Below are 21,801 nucleotides of genomic sequence, written 5' to 3'. Positions count from 1 at the left end.
GCGGGGCTGTCAGTCCTGTTCAGCATGTTGAGCAAATGTGGCTGACTTGATCATAGGATGATTATGGAAAACCAAACTGGTCACGTAAAGTGCCTTTGATCAGCAGTGACATAAATAGTGCCGGGAGTGTCGGCTTATCAGGACATCTGGCACTCTAATACGGGCAACTGGCAATAGGGAATGATGAATATTTTTACTAAAGTGAGTCCCGGGTTTTACGGCGTTATGCCGCGACCAGTTTCCTGGTCGGTAGAGAGTAGCCCGGCTTGTTCGGGCTTTCTTTATCCCATGCCTTCTCTATCTTATTCCTTCTTTATATTGCCTCTTTAACTGTCCATTGCGTTTGATATGCTTCCTGTATATCCAGTTTATGCGCAGGCCTTATGAAAACACACAGTCAACGTTTGCTTCCGGGCGATGATCTTTATCTGAAGTTGCAAAATCTTGCACAGGAATGGTCGGCCGCTTGTGTTCTGACTTGTGTAGGCAGTTTGAAAGTGCTCTCAGTCAGATTGGCTGGGGCAGAGCATGAAAAGCGGCTTAATGGGCCTTTTGAAATTCTTTCATTGTCGGGTACATGCTGCTCTACTGGTTTGCATCTGCATATTTCTGTGGCGGATCGTGAGGGAAGGGTGCTGGGTGGTCATTTAAAGTCGGGTTCTATCATCGATACGACGGCGGAAATTGTGATAGCTCTGCTGGAAAATACCTGTTTCACCCGAACCATGGACAGTGAAACAGGCTATCTGGAGCTGGAAGTCAAAAAGGTTTCTCAGGCCAGTTCCTGAGAATTTTGCGGCGAACTTCAGCTCTTTCTTCGCTGCTCAAGTCTTTAATATGTCTACCAGCATACTCGCTGTATATGGCGATCAGCCTGCGATTGTTCATTGGGTTTGGGATCATGATGTACTGGCGGCCAAACAGATCCTTATTGGCGGTTACAGACACTTTCAGGTTGGGGTCAAAGCCATTTTCTTCCAGGTCGAAATCTGAAAGCATGTCGCCAATAAACAGGGCGATCTGGTGTTTTTTCTTATCAACCTGACCGGTTGTGATAGCTCTTCGTTGAAAGGCTTTGGTGCAGTTTTTTTTCTCAACGGTGGAGCAATACTCTCCTTTCAGGACAATATGCATTTCATCGGCATCTGGATAGCCCAGCTCTCTGAGCTTTTTAACGGTCATTTCCTCAATATCTCTCTTATTACCGTGCAGTCCTGAAGAAAGAGGTCTTTCTGATACGTAGAAAATATCAAATCCTTTTTCTTTGGCTGCCGCCAGGAATTCGGGTGCACCAGGAATAGGGCTGGAAGTCTTATGCTTGTTCAGATACCAGTTGTGCTCACTGTTTTCTGAACCCGGTGCCGGGTGGGTTAAATCTGGTCGTTTAGGTGTGTAATTCAGTATGGTGCCGTTAATATCAATTACGATAACCGGGTTTTCCATGGAGTTCTGATTCAGTTTTTCCAGAATACGAGTGGAGTGGTTGTAAGCCTGCCGGGTCAGTGCATGATAGTCTGCGGATGTATTCATCCAGATCATGGCTGAAGTAATTTGCTGGGCAAAGAGAGCGTCCTGAATTTCTCCATAGTGGGAGTCTTTCAGTGCATCCAGGTTGGCATCGTGTTTCTCTTGAGGAGAGAGCTGATTAAAGCCGGGAGTAATAGCACTTTCCCAGCTGCCATAGATAAGGTTGGGGAAGCTGTACCAGTCGTAGCCAAAGTGGCTTCGGTTCTGGTTGACCCATGCCTGTTTCTGGCGAAAATGCTTACCTTGTACATCACCCAGATCATCCAGCTGATCTCCCAGTAGCATCACTATATGGTAATTCTGGTCCCTGATTATCTGTCTTTGACCTTCTTTAGTCAGGGTTTCATTATCGCGCTTCTGGAACAGCAGGTTGTCCACGCCTTTTACCGGAAAACCAAGGCGTCTCAAGTTGTCTACGGTGTCTTGTTTTACTTCATTGAAGCGACCGCTGATGTAGAAAATATCTATATCTTTGTCGTTTACTTCGTTCAGAAAATCAACAGCACCAGGCAGGGCTTCCATGTTTTTGTTCTTCCACCATTCGATGGAAGCGTCGACAGTTCGTGCACTGTCTGTACCTACGAGGCTGGAGAAGTAAATGGCGCCATTGATCAATGTGTCGTCAATGTCTGTGACCAGAGCAGGCTGTTTTCCTTCCGGTACCTGTTGTAGAGCTTCCTTAAGGTTATCTCTGGCCATATTAAATGACTGGTACACAAGTGCTTCATATTCAGGAGCGTGTTGTTGCCAGTTTGAGGCTACTACGCGTTCCTCATTCAGTTCTCTCTGGCTGTATTCTTTGGCGCTGGCATTCGGGGCAATCTGCCAAGCCAGTAATCCCAGTAAAAAGGAGGTTTGAACTCTGAGCATGGAATCCCTCATTGGTATCGAATAAGTGTATTATTTCGACGATAAAACCTAGCTCACGGTTCAAGGGTGGTCGGTTTTTTTGTAACTGCTTGTTTCAAGCCGAGATAGTTCATAAGTTTAATTTTACGATGTAAGTGTCGAGGCGGTATTGATCATTTCTATTTTACAATGTACGCATGAAGGTACGTGAGTTGTCTCTTGGGTCTGGTTCTTATTTATTCTTCATGTCGGCTTACTTTGATAGATATAATAGAGCGAGATTTTATGTTGTTAGTGTTGTCCGCTTTCACAGAAATTCTTACTTATGGCTTCTACAAAGCTGTTTTCAAAACTCCTCTGATCAGCTTTGACGCCGTATGAAAGAGTTGTACCATTGTGGGTTAATGTAAGATTCCCTGCGGTAATTGAGTCAGGATTCGAATCAATGGTTAGTCGTCCTTTTTTTGTAGCTATAAACTCCGGCCTAACCAGATACATGGCGGCAACTGGATCCCACATATAAGTAGAGTAACGTCCATCTAGTTCGCGCCAGCCTTCAATAGTATTTGCAACAAAATTACTGGCTTCTGAGTGTCCAGATTTTCGTATCCTGGAAACCAGGTCGCCATTTGCTGGTACATCTTTGGTGGCATCAAGCGGAATCAAAATCAGATTGTTGATGGAATTCATCACAATTTCCATAGCTTTAGGATCCAAATAAACATTCCATTCTGCCGTGTTATTGCTGGTTTTGAATCCAGGCAGGTCAATGAGGTTTCCTGGAGTTTCAATGGCTCCAGCCATAGCAACAACACGATCAATGCGATCTGCCAGTGCCGGGTTGTTAACAAGTGCTGTTGCCAGGTTGGTCATTGGCCCCAGGACTAAGATGGTGACACGCTCATCTGATTTTTCTATTACCTGATTAATGAGTTGAGGGGCGCTAATATCTTTTACTGTTCGATTTGAATGTCTTACTGTCAACCCTTGAAAATCATCCGTTTGATCTCGAATCCAGTTAGGAAACGTATTATTGCCAGAGCGAGGTTGGTCACTACCTAAGGCAACTGGAATAGGATCTGCACAAGCAATGTCAAGTATGTGAAAGAGGTTGTTGCTGGAAGGTTCTGAGCGACCTAAGCCAGTACCATTTATGGTGATCGCCTTTATCTGAATGGACGGTTCAGCGAGTATATAGAGAATAGCTAGCCAGTCATCCCCTCCCATGTCTGTATCAATGATCACTGGTTTAGCCTGGAGCATGTTCGCTGTTACAAGCAAGAGCAGGCTGAAGTAAATGGGTCGATAAGAGTATTTCTTGAATGGTTGCATTGTATTGTATTGTTGATGACTTGTGCTTGAACATAAAAGGATAGACAAATATTCAGCATTGACTATTTCCTTGAGGTGTAAGTGGGGTTGTTTGGATCGGAGAATGGTTATGAGGCTCTTGAAAAGGAGCTTCAGGCCTTGTTTCATCTGATGGGATTGAGGAAAAAACGTGAATGACCCGCCTGCTTGCGGGTCATTCTGTGGCTCAGACAATATTATGGGTTTCAGGTGATCCGGGTTGTTGGGCGTGAAAGGTCTGGCCGTTGACGGATTGGCTTTCATCGCCCATCAGGTACAGGTAAGCCGGCATAATGTCTTCGGGGGTGGGTCGACTCATAGGGTCTTCGCCCGGGAAGGCTGAGGCTCTCATTGAGGTTCGAGTGCCGCCAGGGTTGATAGTATTAACTCTGACCTGGCTCAGGCCGTCTTCTTCATCGGCCATGACCTGCATGAGGCCTTCCGTAGCAAATTTGGAAATGCTGTAGGCTCCCCAGTGGGCTCTGCCTTTATGGCCGACACTGGAGGAAGTGAAGGCGATTGAGCTGCTATCAGCCTTTCTTAGCAAAGGCAGAAGTTCTCTGGACATCAGGAAGGGGGCGGTTACATTGACATGCATCACCTCATTCCACTTATCCAGATCATACTGAGCTATGGCTTTAAGCTCACCCAGCAGACCTGCGTTGTGAAGCAGTCCGTCCAGTCGGCCAAATTCATCATCCAGTGTGTTAGCCAGATTTGTGTAATCCTGCTCAGTGGCTCCTGCTAGGTTCATAGGATAGATGGCAGCCTGAGGCCATCCGTTTTCCTCAATCTCGTCATAAACTTCTTCCAGTTTGCTGGTGGTTCTTCCCAGCAGAATGACGGTTGCGCCGTATTTGGCAAATGTCAGGGCTGCGGTTCGGCCAATGCCACTGCCGGCACCGGTGACCAGAATGATTTTGTCTTTTAAGAGGTTGTCGGGTGCATTGTATTCAAACATCTGAGTGTCTCCGTGGCAGCTGCCACTTGTATTTTTCAAGCAGGGGTAATATTTCCCTTGCTGTGGCAACACTGTGATCGGCCTGCCATTCCTCAGGGTGGTCGTCAGGGCTGATATAGCCATAGAGTGCTGCAATGGTTATCATGCCTGCATTTCTGCCTGCATCAATGTCGCGAAGGTGGTCGCCTATGTAGATGCTTTGTTCCGGTCGTGTACCCGCGCTCTGGCAGGCTAGCAGCAGGGACTCTGGATCGGGTTTGGCCTTTTTAACGTGATCAGGGCAGATGAGTGCTTGATAGCGATGGCCCAGGTTAACCTGATCCAGTAATACGTGGGCATAAGCAAATGGTTTGTTCGTGACGACACCCCAGCGGATGGCGTTTTCGTCCAGAGCCATCAGCAGGTCTTCAATTCCTTCATAAAGGCAGGCGGCGCTTTTACGCTGCTTGTTGCTGATGTGTAAATCATATTCATTGAGCAGTCGGTTTCTCAATGGTTCAAGTGCTGGGTCAGTGGCTTCTATTTTATAAGCCAGCTGGATCAGTTTTCTTGAGCCTTCGGAAACATGATCGCGAATCAATGCGCTATCCGTTTCTGGCAGATTATCTTTTGCCAGCATTTGATTGATAACGGCTATGAAGTCGCCTGAGGTGTCCAGTAGAGTGCCGTCCAGGTCAAAAAACAGGCCTTCAATGGCGTTATGATGACTCATCAGGCCTCCGGCTTACTGCCATAAATCAGATAATTAACGTCAGTGTCACTCTTTTTCAGGGAGTACACGCCAGTGAGCGGGTTAAAAACCATTCCGGTCATGTCGTGTACTTCCAGGTCGGTCTGTCTCATCCAGCTGCAGAGTTCATGGGGTTTGATGAACTTGCTGTGTTCATGAGTGCCTTTCGGCAGCATTTTTAACACGTATTCGGCGCCGACAATGGCAAACAGCCAGGATTTTGCGTTGCGGTTGATGGTGGCAAAAAAGATCTGGCCGCCCGGCTTCAGAAGTTTTTCGCAGGCTCTGATGACGGAAGCAGGTTCGGGTACGTGCTCCAGCATTTCCAGGCAGGTAACAACGTCGAATGTACCGGGCATTTCTTCCGCCAGCTCTTCGACAGGAATCTTGCGGTAATTAACCTCGACTTCACTTTCCATGCTGTGCAGTCTTGCAACGGAAAGAGGAGCGTCACCCATGTCTATGCCAGTCACCTCTGCACCGCGCAGGGCCATTGATTCACTGAGGATTCCTCCACCGCAACCAACATCCAGTACTTTCTTGCCGGCCAGGCCAACGCGTTCATCAATGTAGTTCAGTCGAAGCGGGTTGATCTCGTGCAGAGGCTTGAACTCTCCGTCCATATCCCACCATCGACTGGCCAGCTCTTCAAATTTTGCAATTTCAGCTGGATCGACATTTTGTGCTGGGCGAGGCTCATCCTGATTTGAAGTCATAATGTCCAGATTCTCAAGCGGTTTGATTGGGTATGCGCCAAAAAGAAGGTCTCTCAGGAAGGTCTGGAAAAGGCTTCATGAGAGTCGGTTGATGCCGAAGGTGACAGCGCAGTCAATATTCTTCTTTGCATTATACAGACAGAGTTTTCAGAGTTAAGTGTTCCTGTTCATCCGGATAAGGGTTTAGAGAAACTTTACAGCCGTGTTTCGATAGTTTTTCGATTTTTCAATGGCTGCGTGCAGAAAAAACTGCTGACATTGGCACTATGTCGTACTTAAGTGTCATTTTTTCTGCAGAAAAATCGTGTGTTCACATACACTGGCTCGCAGTAAGGCTGCCAGCTGTGGTATTATTTGCTACTTGATATGAAAAAAGCAGCCATGCTTTTTTTATCGTGAAAATCATTTCATCACTTCCTCTCTTTCAAGAGGTGATTAAATGATTTTTTTACGCTTATGGCTGTCTGTTAATTGAATTAATCGGGTTGCCGGCCAGCCGGCTGCAAACAAAATGCCGGGTCACAGGGTGGCTGCTTGAGCAGTCAAGCCCGCACAGTAATGGAAGACTATGACTCCATTATGACAGATCCGAGTATGTGGGATTTTGGTGCAACATTTTGCTAAGACAGAACGTTACGACCAATTTTCGGGGTTTTCGGCCTTCTGGGTTGAGAAAGGATGCTGACTGGTATCCGGTGGGCGCAAGCTAAAGGACGACTGGGTTTACATGACTGATATCGCCAAAGAGATTCTTCCGGTAAACATCGAAGACGAGCTCAAGCAGTCCTATCTGGACTATGCCATGAGTGTTATCGTCGGGCGGGCATTGCCTGATGTGCGTGACGGACTCAAGCCGGTCCATCGGCGGGTTCTCTTCGCAATGAACGAGCTGAGCAATGACTGGAACAAGCCCTACAAGAAATCAGCTCGTGTGGTGGGTGATGTCATTGGTAAATACCACCCCCACGGAGACTCTGCTGTATATGACACCATTGTTCGTATGGCGCAGCCTTTTTCCCTGCGTTACATGCTGGTAGACGGGCAGGGTAACTTCGGTTCGGTGGATGGCGACTCTGCAGCTGCCATGCGTTATACCGAAATTCGTATGCAGAAGATCAGCCATGACATTATGGCGGATCTGGATAAGGAAACAGTTGATTATGTGCCTAACTATGACGGCACTGAACAGATTCCTGCGGTAATGCCTACCCGCATACCTAACCTGCTGGTAAACGGTGCAGCCGGTATCGCAGTGGGTATGGCAACGAATATACCGCCTCATAACCTGACAGAAGTCGTAAAAGGCTGTCTGGCTCTGATTGATGATGACAGTCTGTCCATTGATGACCTGATGGAATACATTCCGGGCCCTGATTTTCCAACAGCCGGCATTATTAATGGCCGTGCAGGTATTCTCCAGGCATACCGTACAGGTCGTGGTCGAATCTATATCAGGGCGCGTGCTGATATAGAGCATGATGAAAAGAAGAATAAAAGTACGATCATTATTACTGAGCTGCCTTATCAGTTGAACAAGGCCCGGTTGATTGAAAAGATCGCTGAACTGGTCAAAGACAAGAAGATTGAGGGTATTACTGAGCTGCGCGATGAGTCTGACAAAGACGGTATGCGCGTAGTGATTGAATTACGTCGTGGTGAAGTAGCCGACGTAGTACTGAACAATCTTTATGCCCAGACGCAGCTTGAATCTGTATTTGGTATTAATAATGTTGCGCTGGTGGATGGTCAGCCCAGACTCCTGAATCTGAAGGAGATGCTGGAAGCCTTCATCCGCCATCGTCGTGAAGTGGTGACCCGCAGAACAGTTTATGAGCTTCGAAAGGCTCGTGAACGTGGTCACCTGCTGGAAGGGCTGGCGGTTGCCCTGTCCAATATTGATCCTGTCATTGCCTTGATCAAGGATTCTCCAACGCCAGCGGAAGCCAAAGAAAAGCTGATCGCTCAAGGCTGGAAGCCTGGACATGTCCTGGAAATGGCCGAGCGCGCGGGTGCTGATGCCTGTCGTCCGGAAGAATTGCCTGCTGAGTTTGGTCTTCGTGATGATGGTCTCTACTATCTGTCACCTGCTCAGGCACAAGCCATTCTGGAAATGCGTCTGCACAGGCTGACCGGTCTGGAACACGACAAACTGCTGGGTGAGTACCGTGAGCTGCTGGAAAAGATTGCAGAACTGCTGCTGATTCTCTCCAGCTCAGAGCGTCTGATGGAAGTGATTCGTGAAGAGCTGGAAAAAGTGGTTGAAGAGTATGGCGATGAGCGTCGTACTGAAATCACCAGCTCCCGCCGTGATCTGACCGTTGAAGACCTGATCACTGAAGAGGACATGGTGGTCACCCTTTCTCACGGTGGTTATGCCAAAACGACCACGCTGGACACCTATCAGGCTCAGCGCCGTGGTGGTCGTGGTAAGTCTGCGGCTTCGGTTAAGGACGAAGACTACGTTGAGCACATGCTGGTGGCGAACACGCACACCCAGATTCTGTGCTTCTCGAGCAAGGGTAAAGTGTATTGGTTGAAGGTTTACCAGATTCCGCCTGCAGGCAGGACATCCCGTGGTCGACCTATTGTGAATATTCTTCCCCTTGAAGAAGGCGAGCGTATTACGGCCATGCTGCCGGTGGAAGAATACACTGAAGGGCACTTCGTCTTTATGGCGACAGTTTCCGGTACTGTTAAGAAAACACCGCTTGAGCAGTTCTCCCGTCCTCGTTCCAGTGGTTTGATTGCTCTGGGGCTGGATGAAGGTGATTCCCTGGTCGGTGCCAAGATTACTGCCGGAGACAAGCAGGTCATGCTGCTCTCTAATTCCGGTAAGGCTATCCGCTTTGAAGAGACCGATGTACGTGCCATGGGTCGTACGGCTCGGGGTGTCAGGGGGATGAAACTGCAGGAAGGTCAGCGAGTGATTTCCCTGATTATTCCTGAAGATGAGTCCCAGATTCTCACAGTGAGTGAAAACGGCTTCGGTAAGCGAACGGGCGTTGAAGACTTCCGCATCACTGGTCGTGGTGGTCAGGGTGTTATCTCCATGCAGTGCACCGATCGTAACGGTGACCTGATTGGCGCTATCCAGGTGAAGGATGGTGAAGAGATCATGCTGATCTCTGACCAGGGCACTCTGGTAAGAACCCGGGTGGATGAAATCTCTGTCATGAGCCGTAATACGCAGGGTGTTACCCTGATCAAGGTTCAGGAAGGTGAGAAACTGGTCGGTGTTGCCGGGGTTGATGAGCCGGAAGAAGTTGAAATCGTTGATGATGAGACTGATGAAGCCGAGGAAGGGGGGGATGAAACCCCTGATACTGGGCCTGAAGATAATCAGGAAGATTGATTCTCATTGAAACATGTTAACGCCAGCGCTCAGCTGGCGTTTTATTTACATGGACGTAATGTATCCCAGAAATGCACGACTGTATGGATACATGAGTTAGAGTAACGAAGGATCAGTTACCGTGGAGCAATTTTTTGGGGTGTTTACACGGATGTAATGTGTGCCTATAGAGCAACGCTGAAGGGATGCAGCTGACAAACAACAAACTGGCTGTCGGAGTGTTCGTGCCAAAGCAGGCCTGAAATGCTTTGAACGGTACTGTATAGGTTCAGTGGTAGTCGTGGGAAGCCTTTGAAAGGTGTTGAAGTTCGGTTTGGTCATGATCATGTCACATGATCCGTTCAGTGTGACCGAATCAGGAGAGTTGGGAGGGTGGTATGAATAATCTGTTGGCAGAAACACTGGCTGGTTTAGAGGGGCGGACCTATAACTTTTCGGCAGGTCCGGCTCCTATTCCTCAGGCCGTGTTGGAGCAGGCTCGTGATGAACTGCTGGATTATAACCGGGAAGGAGCTTCCATCATGGAAGTCAGTCATCGTGGTAAATCCTTTCTTGAGGTGGCAGAGCAGTCTGAGCAGGATCTGCGTGATCTGCTGAAAATTCCGTCCAATTATAAAGTCCTGTTTTTACAGGGCGGTGCCCGGGGCCAGTTTGCTGCTATTCCTCTGAATCTGAAGGGTGATAAGCAATCGGCTGACTATGTGAACAGTGGACATTGGGCGCAGTCTGCCATAAAAGAAGCTCAGCGCTATCTCAATGTGAATGTCATTGCGGATGGTAAGGGTGCTTCATTTCATACCATGCCAGAAGAGGCTGACTGGCGGTTCAGTTCTGATGCCGCTTATGTGCATTACACGCCTAACGAGACGATTGGTGGTCTGGAATTTCCGTTTATTCCTGATTCCGGTGATGTGCCTCTGGTGGCAGACATGTCTTCCAACATTCTTTCCCGTCCTATTGATATCAGCAAATTTGGGCTGATTTACGCCGGTGCGCAAAAGAATATAGGGCCTGCAGGATTGACTGTTGTGATTGTCAGAGAAGACTTGCTTGATCGAAGTCACGCGCATTGCCCTGCGGTTCTGGATTATCGGGTCCAGTCTGACAAAGATTCCATGTATAACACGCCACCTACTTTTGCCTGGTATCTGGCAGGGCTGGTGTTTAAATGGTTGAAGGCGCAGGGCGGTCTTGAAGCGGTTGATCAGTTGAATGATCGCAAGTCTGGAAAGCTCTATAAGACCATTGATGACTCAGGTTTTTATCACAACAAAGTGGATCCTCGCTGGCGTTCAAGAATGAATGTCCCGTTTACCCTCGCAGATCCGGAGCTTGACAAGGTCTTTCTGGCAGAATCAGAAAAGGCCGGGTTTCTGTACCTCAAAGGGCATAAGGCTGTAGGCGGAATGCGAGCCAGTATTTATAATGCTGTACCAGAGAATCATGTCGATGCACTGGTCTCATTTATGCGTGAATTTGAGCGGAAGTACGGATGATAGACTCTACGCCTTTTCCAGAGGTGTAGCGCAATAGATAGAAGGATGGGTCGCACAGAATACTCTTGCATCGAGTTGACCGCTGGAGGGCTGAATGTTTGATAGTCAGTCCTTTCAGTCTCTGTGACCATTTTCAGGATATAGAATGAGTTGTATTTCGACTCATGGCTGTTTGAGCCGTTATCAACTAAAAGAACAGCAGAAGGAATGCTGTTTCAATCAATACGGCTGAAGTCATTACAGTAAGACGCAGAGAACATTATGACAGATGACAAGTTAAAGGGGTTGCGAACCAAAATCGACAAGCTGGACCGGGACATTCTGCAGCTGATCAGCGACAGGGCCCGTTGTGCCCAGGACGTCGCCAAGGTTAAGCAGAATGAAGACTCCGCTGCGGTTTTTTATCGTCCTGAGCGTGAAGCGCAAGTGTTGCGAAGGGTTATGGAGCGCAACGGTGGCCCTCTTGATGATGAAGAAATGGCTCGTCTGTTTCGTGAAATTATGTCGGCCTGTCTGGCTCTGGAAGAGCCTGTTCATGTAGCTTTTCTGGGCCCGGAAGGTACCTTTACCCAGCAGGCTGCCATGAAGCACTTTGGTCATTCTGCTGTTTCCGTACCCATGGCGGCTATTGATGAAGTGTTTCGTGAGGTGACTGCAGGGGCTGTACGCTATGGTGTGGTGCCGGTTGAAAACTCAACAGAAGGCGTAATCAGTCATACGCTGGACAGTTTCATGGATTCCTCCCTCAAAATCTGTGGAGAGGTAGTGCTGAGAATTCATCAGCATCTTCTGGTGTCTGAGAATACGCGTCGTGACCATATTACCCGAATTTACTCTCACGCCCAGTCTCTCGCACAGTGCCGCAAGTGGCTCGACGCCCATTGGCCAATGGCTGAGCGAGTAGCAGTCAGCTCTAATGCTGAAGCTGCAAAGAGAATCAAGGGTGAGTGGAATTCAGCAGCTATTGCCGGTGATATGGCGGCGGATATCTATGGTTTGAAGAAAATCTCTGAAAAGATTGAAGATCAGCCAGATAACTCCACTCGATTCCTGATTATTGGGCATCAGGATGTACCTGCCAGTGGTGCGGATAAAACATCCATTGTTGTTAGTATGAGAAACCAGCCAGGTGCTTTGCATGCCATCCTGGAAGTTTTCCACGTTCATGATATCGACCTGACTCGTGTGGAAACCCGTCCTTCCAGATCGGGTATTTGGAACTATGTGTTCTTCATTGACTTTGAAGGGCACAAGGATGACCCTGTAGTTCAGAAAGTACTGGAGAAGCTCGGTGATCGTGTCAATGATCTTCGCGTGCTGGGTTCCTATCCCAAAGGTGTTCTTTAACGGGCCTTTCTGAGGCATTGTCATATCCAACACCAAAAGTGTTTTGATGGTGCCTTCAGGCCGGGCAGGCTCTCCTGCCTCGGCAAGGCCGCCAGCGAGCTGTCTAGCTGGGCAAATAGCGATCTGCGCTCTAAGCGAGCTGCCGATTGACCCAAAAAATCAAAAAAGCCAAAAGCAATTGTGCTGCTCCAAGCTGGGAGCCTCAGCTGGATCACGTTCTGATGCGGAGGGGCTTTACTGATGAATCAAAGTCAGTAATTGGACGGTATTTTAAAGATAATACAGGTGAATTATGGGTTGTGATTTTATAGAGCTGGCTGTTCCTGGTGTGCGTGCCCTGAATCCTTATCTGCCCGGTAAGCCCGTTGAGGAGCTGGCCAGAGAGCAAGGGCTCGACGCTGATAGCATTGTTAAATTGGCCAGCAATGAAAATCCGCTGGGGGCAGCGCCTTCTTCTCAACAGGCGATTGCCCGTATGATGGGTGAGCTGGCTCGCTATCCTGACAGCAGTTTGTACAATTTGCGGGATGCATTGTCCCGTAAGCTGTCTGTTGAGCCTGAGCAGATTACTTTTGGTAATGGCTCCAATGATGTGCTGGTATTGCTGGCGCAATGCTATCTGACCCAAGGGGCTTCGGCTGTTTTCTCTGAGTATGCTTTTGTTGTCTACCCGATTGCTGTTCAGGCTGCGGGTGCCCAAAGCATAGTTGTGCCTGCTAAAAACTGGGAGCATGACCTTGACGCCATGGCAAATGCTATCCGTCCGGACACTCGTATGGTCTTTCTGGCTAACCCCAATAATCCGACGGGTACCAGCTTTTCAGATGCTGAGCTGAAAACATTCCTGGCAAAAGTGCCTGAAAATGTCATTGTCGTTCTGGATGAGGCTTATTTCGAATACGCTTCTGACAGTGATCACCCGGATGGTATTTCTCTGTTAAAGCAGTACCCGAATCTGGTCGTTACCCGGACCTTTTCAAAGGCTTATGGCCTGGCTGGTGGGCGTGTTGGTTACTCGGTATCCAGTAAAGAAATATCCAGTGTTCTCAATCGCTTAAGGCAGCCTTTTAATGTGAATAATCTGGTTGAAGCAGCGGCTGTTGCTGTACTAAATGATGATGAATACCTGCAGCGTTCCAGGCAGGTAAATCAGGATGGTATGGCTCAGATTGAAGAGGGTCTGAGAGCTTTGAATATTGATTTCATCCCTTCAACGGGCAACTTCATTACCTTCGATGCCGGGATGGATGGTGTCGAGTGCTACCAGAAGTTGCTTAAGCTGGGTGTCATTGTTCGGCCAGTAGCCAACTATGGCATGCCGGGGCATTTACGAGTGTCTATTGGGCTGGAAGATGAAAACAGTCGATTCCTTGAGGCATTGGCCTCGGTCGTCAAACAGCCCTGAGCGAAACAAACAGCCCTGAGCGAAACAAATAGTCCTGGGCAAAAGGCTGAGACCTTCCATCTTTTGCTTTGATGGAAGGTTTATCTAGTAAAAAGGTTAAGTTTGCAGTGATTGAACGAAACAAGGCTGATGCCCCGCTGAAGGTGTTGATCGTGGGGCTGGGTCTCATTGGGGGCTCGTTTGCAGCCTCCCTGAAAGCTTCAGGTCGGCCTTGTCATTTACTCGGTTTTGATCTCAGGGAAGAGTATATCGATGAGGCAGTGACTCTAGGCATTGTCGATGAAGGATGCAGGGATTTTGCAGTCGCCGTTCAAAAAGCGGATGTGATTCAGATTTCCGTCCCCATGCTGGCTATGCCAAAAGTCCTGGCGAATCTCAAACAGCTGGATCTTGATGGCAAGGTCATTACTGATGTAGGCAGTTGTAAAGGTTCTTTGATTTCAGCCGCCAGAGAAATTTTTGGTGAAGTGCCCGATAATCTGGTGCCCGGTCATCCCATAGCGGGCTCAGAAAAGAGTGGTGTGTCTGCCGCAAAAACCGGTCTTTTTAAAGGCCATAAAGTGATACTGACACCTCTTGAGAATACTGATCCTGATGCATTGGCTCTGGTGAGGTCACTCTGGCAATCCTGTGGTGCCCAGGTTAATGCCATGGATGTGAAAAGGCATGATGAAGTGCTGGCTCTGACCAGTCATCTTCCGCATCTTCTGGCATTTTCTCTGGTTGATACTTTGGCCGGTAATCCCGAGAATCAGGATATATTCCGTTATGCTGCAGGTGGCTTTCGGGACTTTACCCGAATCGCCGGCAGTGATCCGACTATGTGGCATGATATTGCCCTGGGTAACAGCGAGGCAATTCTTGCTTCTATTGATCGTTTTACCGATGGGTTGGAAGATTTAAAGCAAGCCATTATCGATCAGGACAGCCAGGCTCTGCAGGGCACCTTCGAACGGGCCCGCTCGGCTCGTCGTCGTTTTGCCAGTATGCTGGAAAGAAGAGCTTATATGGCGTCACTGGGTGATGAGCACAATAGCTGTGTTACTTTTGTCGCCCAATCGGGTGGCTCTCTGAAAGGGGAGTTGAGAGTACCCGGGGACAAGTCGATCTCTCATCGGGTGATTATGCTGGGAGCGCTGGCGGAAGGTGAAACCATTGTTGATGGTTTTCTTGAAGGTGAAGATGCCATGGCAACCCTTCAGGCATTTCGTGACATGGGCGTTGACATTGAAGGGCCTCATGAAGGCCGTGTAGCGATTCATGGTGTCGGGATGCATGGGTTGAGTCAGCCAGTAGGCCCGCTTTATCTTGGTAATGCTGGTACAGCTATGCGGTTGATGTCAGGCCTGATGGCAGCACAGTCGTTCGATGTCACACTTTCCGGAGATAAATCTCTTTCATCTCGATCCATGGACAGAGTGGTCAAGCCACTGGTCAGCATGGGGGCGAGCATAGAGACTTCTGAGGGAGGTCGTCCACCATTGAAAATTTGTGGTGGTCAGTCTCTACAGGGTATTGATTACCAGTTGCCCATGGCTTCTGCTCAGGTTCAGTCCTGCCTGCTTCTGGCAGGGATGTACGCAGAAGGTAAAACCACTGTGACCACTCCCGGCATTGTTCGTGATCATACCCATCGCATGCTTTCAGGATTCGGGTATCCTTTGGAGGTTGATGGCAATACGGTCAGTCTTCAGGGAGGTGGCAAGCTTAAGGCCACCAATATTGATGTGCCCGGTGATATCTCCTCGGCAGCTTTTTTTATTGTGGCTGCCAGTATTGCGGAAGGTTCAGACCTTTTATTGACTCATGTTGGCATCAATCCGACTCGAACGGGTATTATTGAGATTCTTCGATTAATGGGCGCAGACATTTCTGTTCTCAATGAACGAGAGGTGGGTGGTGAACCCGTCGCAGATATTCGTGTCTGCTATGCCCCGCTTCAGGGTGTAGAGATCCCTCAGGAGCTGGTGCCTCTGGCGATCGATGAATTTCCGGTAATCTTTATTGCTGCAGCCTGTGCCCGGGGTGAGACCCGGCTTAGGGGTGCAGAAGAATTACGTGTAAAAGAAAGTGATCGAATCCAGTCCATGGCCGATGGGCTGGTGGCTCTGGGTATCGAGGCTGAAGCATTGGCTGATGGAATGATTATTCGGGGTGGCAAACCCTTCGCTGCAGGCACAGTGGACAGCCATGGTGATCACAGGATTGCCATGGCGTTTGTTGTGGCATCCCTGAAAAGTGAGGGTGAAATCCGTATTCTTGATTGTGCCAATGTGGCAACATCGTTTCCTAACTTTGTCAGGCTGGCTTGTCGAGCGGGTCTGACACTCTCAACAGAAGGTATTCAAGCGTGAGAGACCCTAATGTGCCAGTAGTTACCATTGATGGCCCCAGCGGTTCCGGGAAGGGAACCGTGGCGGCTCTTCTGGCTAAAGAGTTTGACTGGCGCCTGCTGGACAGTGGGGCGCTGTATCGTCTGACTGCTCTGGCAGCCATGAATCATGGTGTCGATTTTTCCGACGAAAAATCTCTCGAGGTGCTGGCAGGGCATCTTGATGTTCAATTTGAGCCGGGTGAAGAAGGCGAAGGTCTTAAAATCATCCTTGAAGGCGAGCGTGTGGGTGCCAATCTAAGAACGGAAGAAGTAGGTGCCAAGGCTTCACAGGTGGCGGCATTGCCTGGTGTTCGCAGAGCGCTGTTGAAGCGTCAGCAGGATTTTGCCGAAGCGCCAGGACTGATTGCCGATGGCCGTGATATGGGAACAGTTGTTTTCCCGGATGCCAGCGTGAAGGTTTATCTCACAGCCAGTGCCGAAGAAAGGGCAAAGCGCAGACAAAATCAGTTGCAACAAAAAGGGATTGATGCTAGCTTTGACCAGCTTTTAGCTGACATTATTGCCAGAGACAATCGCGATATGAATCGCGATGTTGCACCTCTGAAACCCGCCGAAGATGCTATTGTTCTGGATAGCACCCGGTTGAGTATCCAGGAGGTCTTCAGTCGGGTGATAGATGTCATGAGACAGAATGGCCTGATCTGATTATTTTTAATCATTTCGGAACTTGAGCAGGCTGGTGAGGGAACTCAGCAGCCTGTTTTTATTAAGGTAGTCGGACCGACTTTTCGGAATGACTTACGTGAATAACCTGATGGTGCAGATTGCCAGTTACAGCCATCCGGTGTTTTTTTGATAGACAACCCACACTGACTGGCGGTGTGGCCAGCATACGATCAGCAGTAACTGCCGTTTTTAGCGGGAACATTGCCTGGTTCGACCTGAGTCATCAGGGCGGCCGACAAATGTTATTCACTCGCTTGAAACATCTGGTGGTGTTGATTCAAGTGCTGACTGATAGGAATGACCATGAGCGAAAGCTTTGCTGAACTGTTTGAAGAAAGCCTGAAAGATATCGAAATGAAGCCGGGCGCTATTGTTAGCGGCCAGGTTGTAGATATCGACAGCGACTGGGTTACTGTACACGCAGGCCTGAAGTCTGAAGGCGTTATCCCTAAGGCTCAGTTCCTGAACGAACAGGGTGAACTGACCATCGCTGTTGGCGACGAAGTTCAGGTTGCTCTTGACGCGGTTGAAGACGGTTTCGGTGAAACCCGTCTGTCCCGTGAAAAAGCCAAGCGTATGGAAGCTTGGGGCGAACTGGAAAAAGCCTTTGAAGCTGAAGAGATCGTTAAAGGCGTTATCTCCGGTAAGGTCAAGGGTGGCTTCACTGTTGACGTTAACACTATCCGTGCGTTCCTGCCTGGTTCTCTGGTTGATGTGCGTCCAGTACGTGACACTGCTCACCTGGAAGGCAAAGAGCTGGAATTCAAGGTAATCAAGCTGGACCAGAAGCGCAACAACGTTGTTGTTTCCCGTCGTAGCGTTCTGGAAGCTGAAAACAGCGCTGAGCGTGAACAGCTGCTGGCTTCCCTGCAGGAAGGCCTGGAAGTTAAGGGTATCGTTAAGAACCTGACCGACTACGGTGCGTTCGTAGATCTGGGCGGTGTTGACGGCCTGCTGCACATCACTGACATGGCCTGGAAGCGTATCAAGCATCCAAGCGAGATCGTAAATGTTGGTGACGAAATCAACGTTAAGGTCCTGAAGTTTGACCGTGAGCGTAACCGTGTATCCCTGGGTCTGAAGCAACTGGGTGAAGATCCATGGGTTGCTATCACCAACCGCTTCCCAGAAGGTACCCGTGTATCCGGTCGCGTAACCAACCTGACCGACTACGGCTGCTTCGTTGAGCTGGAAGAAGGTGTTGAAGGTCTGGTACACGTTTCCGAAATGGACTGGACCAACAAGAACATTCACCCATCCAAGGTTGTTAACCTGGGTGATGAGGTTGAAGTTCAGGTTCTGGACATCGACGAAGAGCGTCGTCGTATCTCCCTGGGTATCAAGCAGTGCAAGCAGAACCCATGGGAAGAGTTCTCTGGTTCCTTCAACAAGGGCGACAAGCTGGCTGGTAAGATCAAGTCTATCACTGACTTCGGTATCTTCATCGGTCTGGACGGCGGCATCGACGGTCTGGTTCACCTGTCCGACATCTCCTGGAACGAAACTGGCGAAGAAGCTGTTCGCAAGTACCGTAAGGGTGATGAAGTTGAAGCTGTTATCCTGGCAATCGACGCTGAGCGTGAGCGTATCTCCCTGGGTATCAAGCAACTGTCCGAAGATCCATTCAATTCTTTCGCTGGCCTGAATGAAAAAGGTACCATCGTTAAGGGTGTGATCAAGGAAGTGACTGCCAAGGCTGCTACGGTAGAACTGGCTGAAGACGTTCTGGCTACTCTGAAAGCTTCTGAAATCAGTGTTGATCGCGTTGAAGACGCTACCAACGTCCTGAAGGAAGGCGAAGAAGTAGAAGCTCGCATCATCAGTATCGATCGTAAGAACCGCAATATCTCCCTGTCCATCAAAGCGAAGGATCAGGCTGAAGAGAAAGCGGCTATGAAAGAACTGCGTACCAAGCAGGAAGAAGATGCTTCCGGTCCTACCACTATCGGTGACCTGATCAAAGCACAGATGGAAAACAAGTAATTCTGTTATTTGTATCGGAGAGTGCTCTGGCACTTTCCGAACCATCTAAAAAACCGCGGCTTATGCCGCGGTTTTTTTTATGCTTATCAATAGGTTGCTTGATTTATTGAATTGGGTTGGCTAGGGTAGGAACTGTCTGTAATCCCTGTCAGGTCTGAGCTTGCCTAAATCGGGTGCTCTGGGTTATTAGATACATGGCCATTACACCGTCCATGTCCATTTTTTCTGAAACCGCCTGATCTGGGGACAGCGTTCGTATTGACGCTGATGCTTCAGTGTCACCCAAGGGTACAGGGAAAGGAAGAACGACAATGACCCGATCAGAATTGATAGAACGACTGACCGATCAGCAGGATCAGTTGTCGGTAAAGGACGTGGAACTGGCGATAAAGTCTATTCTCGAACAGATGTCCCAATCCCTATCCAGTGGCATGCGGGTTGAAATCAGGGGCTTTGGCAGCTTTTCTCTTCATTACAGGGCACCGCGGGTGGGCCGAAACCCAAAAACCGGTGAATCCGTTGTTTTGAATGGCAAATATGTACCTCATTTCAAGCCTGGTAAGGATATGCGCGATCGCGTTAACAGCAGCATATTGAAGAAGTAATGCGCACTCTTGCCGTGACTGATCTCTTGATTAATCCTTCATAGGCCGGAACAGCTGCTCATCCTCAATAATAAAGTGATTGTCGGGCCTCATTTGGCTGCAATTTCATTGTTAAATAGCTTTAAGTCAGGGGCTGATACAGGATATTCTTTCAAATCATGGTCGTTACTTGTTTGAGCCATGAGTGAAAGAATGTTTTGGTCATTCTCGTGAATGGCATAAAATCTCATCGTAAATAAGTGATCACTGGAGTTTGATCGGATATGGTCTCTCTATTGGGTACCTGGCTGAAGTGGCTGTTGATTCTGCTGGGCAGTCTGGTACTGCTTGTTATTCTCGTTAATTTTATTGTGGCAAACCCTCAGTTGATCCAATTTGATCTGGCGGGCTTCTCATTGCCAGAAGTAAAGGCTTCTTCCGTTGTTGTGATCTCCTTTATTATGGGGGGGTTATTTGGTTTGCTGGTGTCATTGGGTGCTATTACCCGGCTCAGATGGTCCAATGCCAGTTTCAAACGCAAGCTGGGCCGCAGAGATGCAGAAATACAAAAACTCAGAGCGAATGCATTGAAAGGATTAACCTGATGCCCGATGTTGCGCTGCTGGCACTGATTATGGTGGCGATGCTGGCAGGATATCTTCTGGGGCGTGCTGAAAAAAAGAAGAAAAAGGAACACTTCCCTGAGCAACCCCTCTCCAAAGAGTACTTTGTAGGGTTAAATTATCTGTTGAATGAGCAGACAGATGAAGCCATAGAAACCTTTATCAAGGCTCTGGATCTTAACAACGATACCGTCGATACCTATCTGGCGCTGGGCAGTCTGTTTTGTCGAAAAGGCGAAGTGGAAAAATCCATCCGGGTTCATCAGGATCTCCTGGCCCGCCCCAGTCTCACGCCTCTACAGTCTATTCGGGTTCAGCTTGAGTTGGCCAAGGATTACATGACAGCAGGATTGTTTGACCGGGCAGAAGCCATGCTGGTCGATCTTTCCAGACAGAATCATGAATATCGCGTCGATGCCTTGCAGCAACTGCTGAAAATTTATGAAAGAGAAAAGGAGTGGCAGCAGGCGGTTGAGATTACCGAGTCACTTCGAAAGCTCTGTGGTGAACAATATGCGTCACGTCTTGCTCATTTGTATTGTGAGATTGCAGAAGACAGGCTCCGCGTCAATGACCGCTCAGGGGCTCGCAAGTACATCAGAACGGCGTTTTCACGAGACAGGAGCTGTGTCAGAGCCAGTCTTATTTTAGGGCGTATGGAAATGGAGGAAGGCCGTGACAGAGACGCGATCAAGGTGCTTCAAAAAGTTTCCAGCCAGGATAATCGTTATGTACCTCTGACTCTGGACATGCTCGAGACAGTCTGTCACCGAAGTCATCAGCAGCGTGCATTAGGCAGTTATCTGGCCCGTTGTCTGAATGAAAAGCCTGGTACAGCCATTATTCTTGCGATGACTGCCCAGCTTATGAATCAGCGCGGAGAGGCATCAGCCATGGAGTTTCTTTCCAGCCAGCTCCGGCGTCAGCCCTCTCTGAGGGGGTTGAATGCACTGATGAATATTCAGCTGAATTATCCTTCAGAACCCTCTCTCACCAGCATTAAGTTGTTGAAAGAAGTGACGGATCAAATGCTCATTTCCAAGCCGGTCTATCAGTGTTTCAGCTGCGGATTCGCTGGAAAGGAAATGCACTGGCACTGCCCGAGTTGTCATGACTGGGGAACCCTGGCACCCGTTCAGGGGGTGGAAGGGGAGTAATATCCCTTGGTCATTGTTGCCAAAGATATCCTTGTCTAAACCTGTAATAAGAGCCTCTCATCTTCAGGACTTCTAAAGAGAGGCTGACAGGAAGAAGGATGTCTCCTATGAAAAAAAGAATGATCAGCCTCACGGCAGTGACCCTGCTGGCCCTCTCTGCCCCGATTATTGCCGACAAAGCTCCCTCCCGTATGAAAGTCAAAATCAATATTGCAACCGTTCAGGAACTGGATGAAGTTCTGGTGGGTGTCCCGCGGACTTTAGCTGAAAGGATTATCAAGGATCGTGAAAAGAATGGCCCGTTTCATTCCCTGAAAGACCTCTACAGGATTGAACAACTTAATGATCAGATTCTGGATAGAAACCGGGAAAGAATTGTCTTTGATTAGAGGAAGTTGAATAAATAGTACGAGGTCTTTTGGCTGCTTCAGACTAAAGCTGTTTTGCTATCTTGCTACTTTCTATTACCAACTGTTATTTAAATTATTGTTTATATGAATGAAATATGAATGAAATATGAATGAAATATGAATGAAATATGAATGAAATATGAATGAAATATGAATGAAATATGAATGAAATATGAATGATTCGGTAATTACTATGTTAATTAGTTGATTTGTGAATTGAAACTATTCTCATTTACGCCTAATCTTTGCC

At 48.5% G+C, this 21,801-nt stretch carries 17 protein-coding genes; 12 read left to right on the top strand and 5 right to left on the bottom strand.

The window, feature by feature from the left end:
• Positions 1-383: 383 nt before the first annotated feature.
• Entirely contained in the window at positions 384-788 is a 405-nt protein-coding gene (locus WG89_RS25525; RefSeq protein WP_062270501.1) for a PPC domain-containing DNA-binding protein, read from the top strand.
• On the opposite strand, the gene WG89_RS25520 is transcribed toward WG89_RS25525, so the two are convergent.
• The 5 genes from WG89_RS25520 to ubiG all read right to left on the bottom strand — a co-directional run bounded on the left by WG89_RS25520 (position 760) and on the right by ubiG (position 6,133).
• A complete protein-coding gene (locus WG89_RS25520) occupies positions 760-2,397 on the bottom strand; it encodes an HAD family acid phosphatase (RefSeq protein ID WP_062270500.1) in 1,638 nt (545 codons plus the stop codon). The genes WG89_RS25525 and WG89_RS25520 overlap by 29 nt on opposite strands.
• A gap of 270 nt (positions 2,398-2,667) precedes the next feature.
• Positions 2,668-3,921: a nucleoside hydrolase gene (locus WG89_RS25515; RefSeq protein WP_062270499.1), complete on the bottom strand. Its 1,254-nt coding sequence runs from the start codon at positions 3,919-3,921 to the stop codon at positions 2,668-2,670.
• On the bottom strand, positions 3,914-4,687 hold the full coding sequence (locus WG89_RS25510; protein WP_062270498.1) for a YciK family oxidoreductase: 774 nt from the start codon (positions 4,685-4,687) through the stop codon (positions 3,914-3,916). The genes WG89_RS25515 and WG89_RS25510 overlap by 8 nt, the downstream gene beginning before the upstream one ends.
• Positions 4,680-5,399: an HAD family hydrolase gene (locus WG89_RS25505; protein WP_062270497.1), complete on the bottom strand. Its 720-nt coding sequence runs from the start codon at positions 5,397-5,399 to the stop codon at positions 4,680-4,682. The genes WG89_RS25510 and WG89_RS25505 overlap by 8 nt, the downstream gene beginning before the upstream one ends.
• Positions 5,399-6,133 (bottom strand): bifunctional 2-polyprenyl-6-hydroxyphenol methylase/3-demethylubiquinol 3-O-methyltransferase UbiG, encoded by a 735-nt coding sequence (ubiG, locus tag WG89_RS25500; RefSeq protein WP_062270496.1) that lies wholly within the window; start codon positions 6,131-6,133, stop codon positions 5,399-5,401. Before ubiG ends, WG89_RS25505 begins: the two co-directional genes overlap by 1 nt.
• Before the next feature lie 727 nt (positions 6,134-6,860).
• Here ubiG and gyrA point away from each other — a divergent pair.
• From gyrA to WG89_RS25445, 11 genes are all read left to right on the top strand, one after another.
• On the top strand, positions 6,861-9,485 hold the full coding sequence (gene gyrA, locus WG89_RS25495) for a DNA gyrase subunit A (protein WP_062270495.1): 2,625 nt from the start codon (positions 6,861-6,863) through the stop codon (positions 9,483-9,485).
• A 377-nt stretch (positions 9,486-9,862) separates the two neighbouring features.
• On the top strand, positions 9,863-10,981 hold the full coding sequence (gene serC, locus WG89_RS25490) for a 3-phosphoserine/phosphohydroxythreonine transaminase (RefSeq protein WP_062270494.1): 1,119 nt from the start codon (positions 9,863-9,865) through the stop codon (positions 10,979-10,981).
• A gap of 261 nt (positions 10,982-11,242) precedes the next feature.
• Positions 11,243-12,328, top strand: coding sequence for a prephenate dehydratase (gene pheA / locus WG89_RS25485; RefSeq protein WP_062270493.1), 1,086 nt, complete (start codon positions 11,243-11,245; stop codon positions 12,326-12,328).
• A gap of 292 nt (positions 12,329-12,620) precedes the next feature.
• On the top strand, positions 12,621-13,733 hold the full coding sequence (gene hisC, locus WG89_RS25480) for a histidinol-phosphate transaminase (protein WP_062270492.1): 1,113 nt from the start codon (positions 12,621-12,623) through the stop codon (positions 13,731-13,733).
• Between the two features lie 107 nt (positions 13,734-13,840).
• Positions 13,841-16,087, top strand: a complete 2,247-nt coding sequence (locus WG89_RS25475) for a bifunctional prephenate dehydrogenase/3-phosphoshikimate 1-carboxyvinyltransferase (RefSeq protein WP_245662984.1) — start codon at positions 13,841-13,843, stop codon at positions 16,085-16,087.
• Positions 16,084-16,773, top strand: a complete 690-nt coding sequence (gene cmk / locus WG89_RS25470) for a (d)CMP kinase (protein WP_062270491.1) — start codon at positions 16,084-16,086, stop codon at positions 16,771-16,773. The genes WG89_RS25475 and cmk overlap by 4 nt, the downstream gene beginning before the upstream one ends.
• Positions 16,774-17,097: 324 nt before the next feature.
• Positions 17,098-18,777, top strand: a complete 1,680-nt coding sequence (gene rpsA / locus WG89_RS25465) for a 30S ribosomal protein S1 (protein WP_062270511.1) — start codon at positions 17,098-17,100, stop codon at positions 18,775-18,777.
• 311 nt (positions 18,778-19,088) lie between these two features.
• Positions 19,089-19,382 (top strand): integration host factor subunit beta, encoded by a 294-nt coding sequence (ihfB, locus tag WG89_RS25460; protein ID WP_062270490.1) that lies wholly within the window; start codon positions 19,089-19,091, stop codon positions 19,380-19,382.
• Between the two features lie 263 nt (positions 19,383-19,645).
• Complete coding sequence (locus tag WG89_RS25455; RefSeq protein ID WP_062270489.1) at positions 19,646-19,966, top strand: lipopolysaccharide assembly protein LapA domain-containing protein; 321 nt, start codon at positions 19,646-19,648, stop codon at positions 19,964-19,966.
• Entirely contained in the window at positions 19,966-21,141 is a 1,176-nt protein-coding gene (gene lapB / locus WG89_RS25450) for a lipopolysaccharide assembly protein LapB (protein ID WP_062270488.1), read from the top strand. The genes WG89_RS25455 and lapB overlap by 1 nt, the downstream gene beginning before the upstream one ends.
• A gap of 98 nt (positions 21,142-21,239) precedes the next feature.
• Positions 21,240-21,530, top strand: coding sequence for a ComEA family DNA-binding protein (locus WG89_RS25445; protein WP_062270487.1), 291 nt, complete (start codon positions 21,240-21,242; stop codon positions 21,528-21,530).
• Positions 21,531-21,801 lie beyond the last annotated feature (271 nt).

This window comes from Endozoicomonas arenosclerae (assembly GCF_001562015.1).
In the GTDB taxonomy this organism is placed as follows: domain Bacteria; phylum Pseudomonadota; class Gammaproteobacteria; order Pseudomonadales; family Endozoicomonadaceae; genus Endozoicomonas_A; species Endozoicomonas_A arenosclerae.
The sequence above is the reverse complement of the archived record's forward strand: the minus strand, read 5'-3'. Positions and strand labels throughout refer to the sequence as shown.

Excerpts from the sequence above, each read along its gene's own strand:
- WG89_RS25525 (WP_062270501.1), top strand. The coding sequence starts at position 384 with ATGAAAACACACAGTCAACGTTTGCTTCCGGGCGATGATCTTTATCTG.
- WG89_RS25520 (WP_062270500.1), bottom strand. The coding sequence starts at position 2,397 with ATGCTCAGAGTTCAAACCTCCTTTTTACTGGGATTACTGGCTTGGCAG.
- WG89_RS25510 (WP_062270498.1), bottom strand. The coding sequence starts at position 4,687 with ATGTTTGAATACAATGCACCCGACAACCTCTTAAAAGACAAAATCATT.
- WG89_RS25505 (WP_062270497.1), bottom strand. The coding sequence starts at position 5,399 with ATGAGTCATCATAACGCCATTGAAGGCCTGTTTTTTGACCTGGACGGC.
- ubiG (WP_062270496.1), bottom strand. The coding sequence starts at position 6,133 with ATGACTTCAAATCAGGATGAGCCTCGCCCAGCACAAAATGTCGATCCA.
- gyrA (WP_062270495.1), top strand. The coding sequence starts at position 6,861 with ATGACTGATATCGCCAAAGAGATTCTTCCGGTAAACATCGAAGACGAG.
- serC (WP_062270494.1), top strand. The coding sequence starts at position 9,863 with ATGAATAATCTGTTGGCAGAAACACTGGCTGGTTTAGAGGGGCGGACC.
- pheA (WP_062270493.1), top strand. The coding sequence starts at position 11,243 with ATGACAGATGACAAGTTAAAGGGGTTGCGAACCAAAATCGACAAGCTG.
- hisC (WP_062270492.1), top strand. The coding sequence starts at position 12,621 with ATGGGTTGTGATTTTATAGAGCTGGCTGTTCCTGGTGTGCGTGCCCTG.
- rpsA (WP_062270511.1), top strand. The coding sequence starts at position 17,098 with ATGAGCGAAAGCTTTGCTGAACTGTTTGAAGAAAGCCTGAAAGATATC.
- ihfB (WP_062270490.1), top strand. The coding sequence starts at position 19,089 with ATGACCCGATCAGAATTGATAGAACGACTGACCGATCAGCAGGATCAG.
- WG89_RS25455 (WP_062270489.1), top strand. The coding sequence starts at position 19,646 with ATGGTCTCTCTATTGGGTACCTGGCTGAAGTGGCTGTTGATTCTGCTG.
- lapB (WP_062270488.1), top strand. The coding sequence starts at position 19,966 with ATGCCCGATGTTGCGCTGCTGGCACTGATTATGGTGGCGATGCTGGCA.
- WG89_RS25445 (WP_062270487.1), top strand. The coding sequence starts at position 21,240 with ATGTCTCCTATGAAAAAAAGAATGATCAGCCTCACGGCAGTGACCCTG.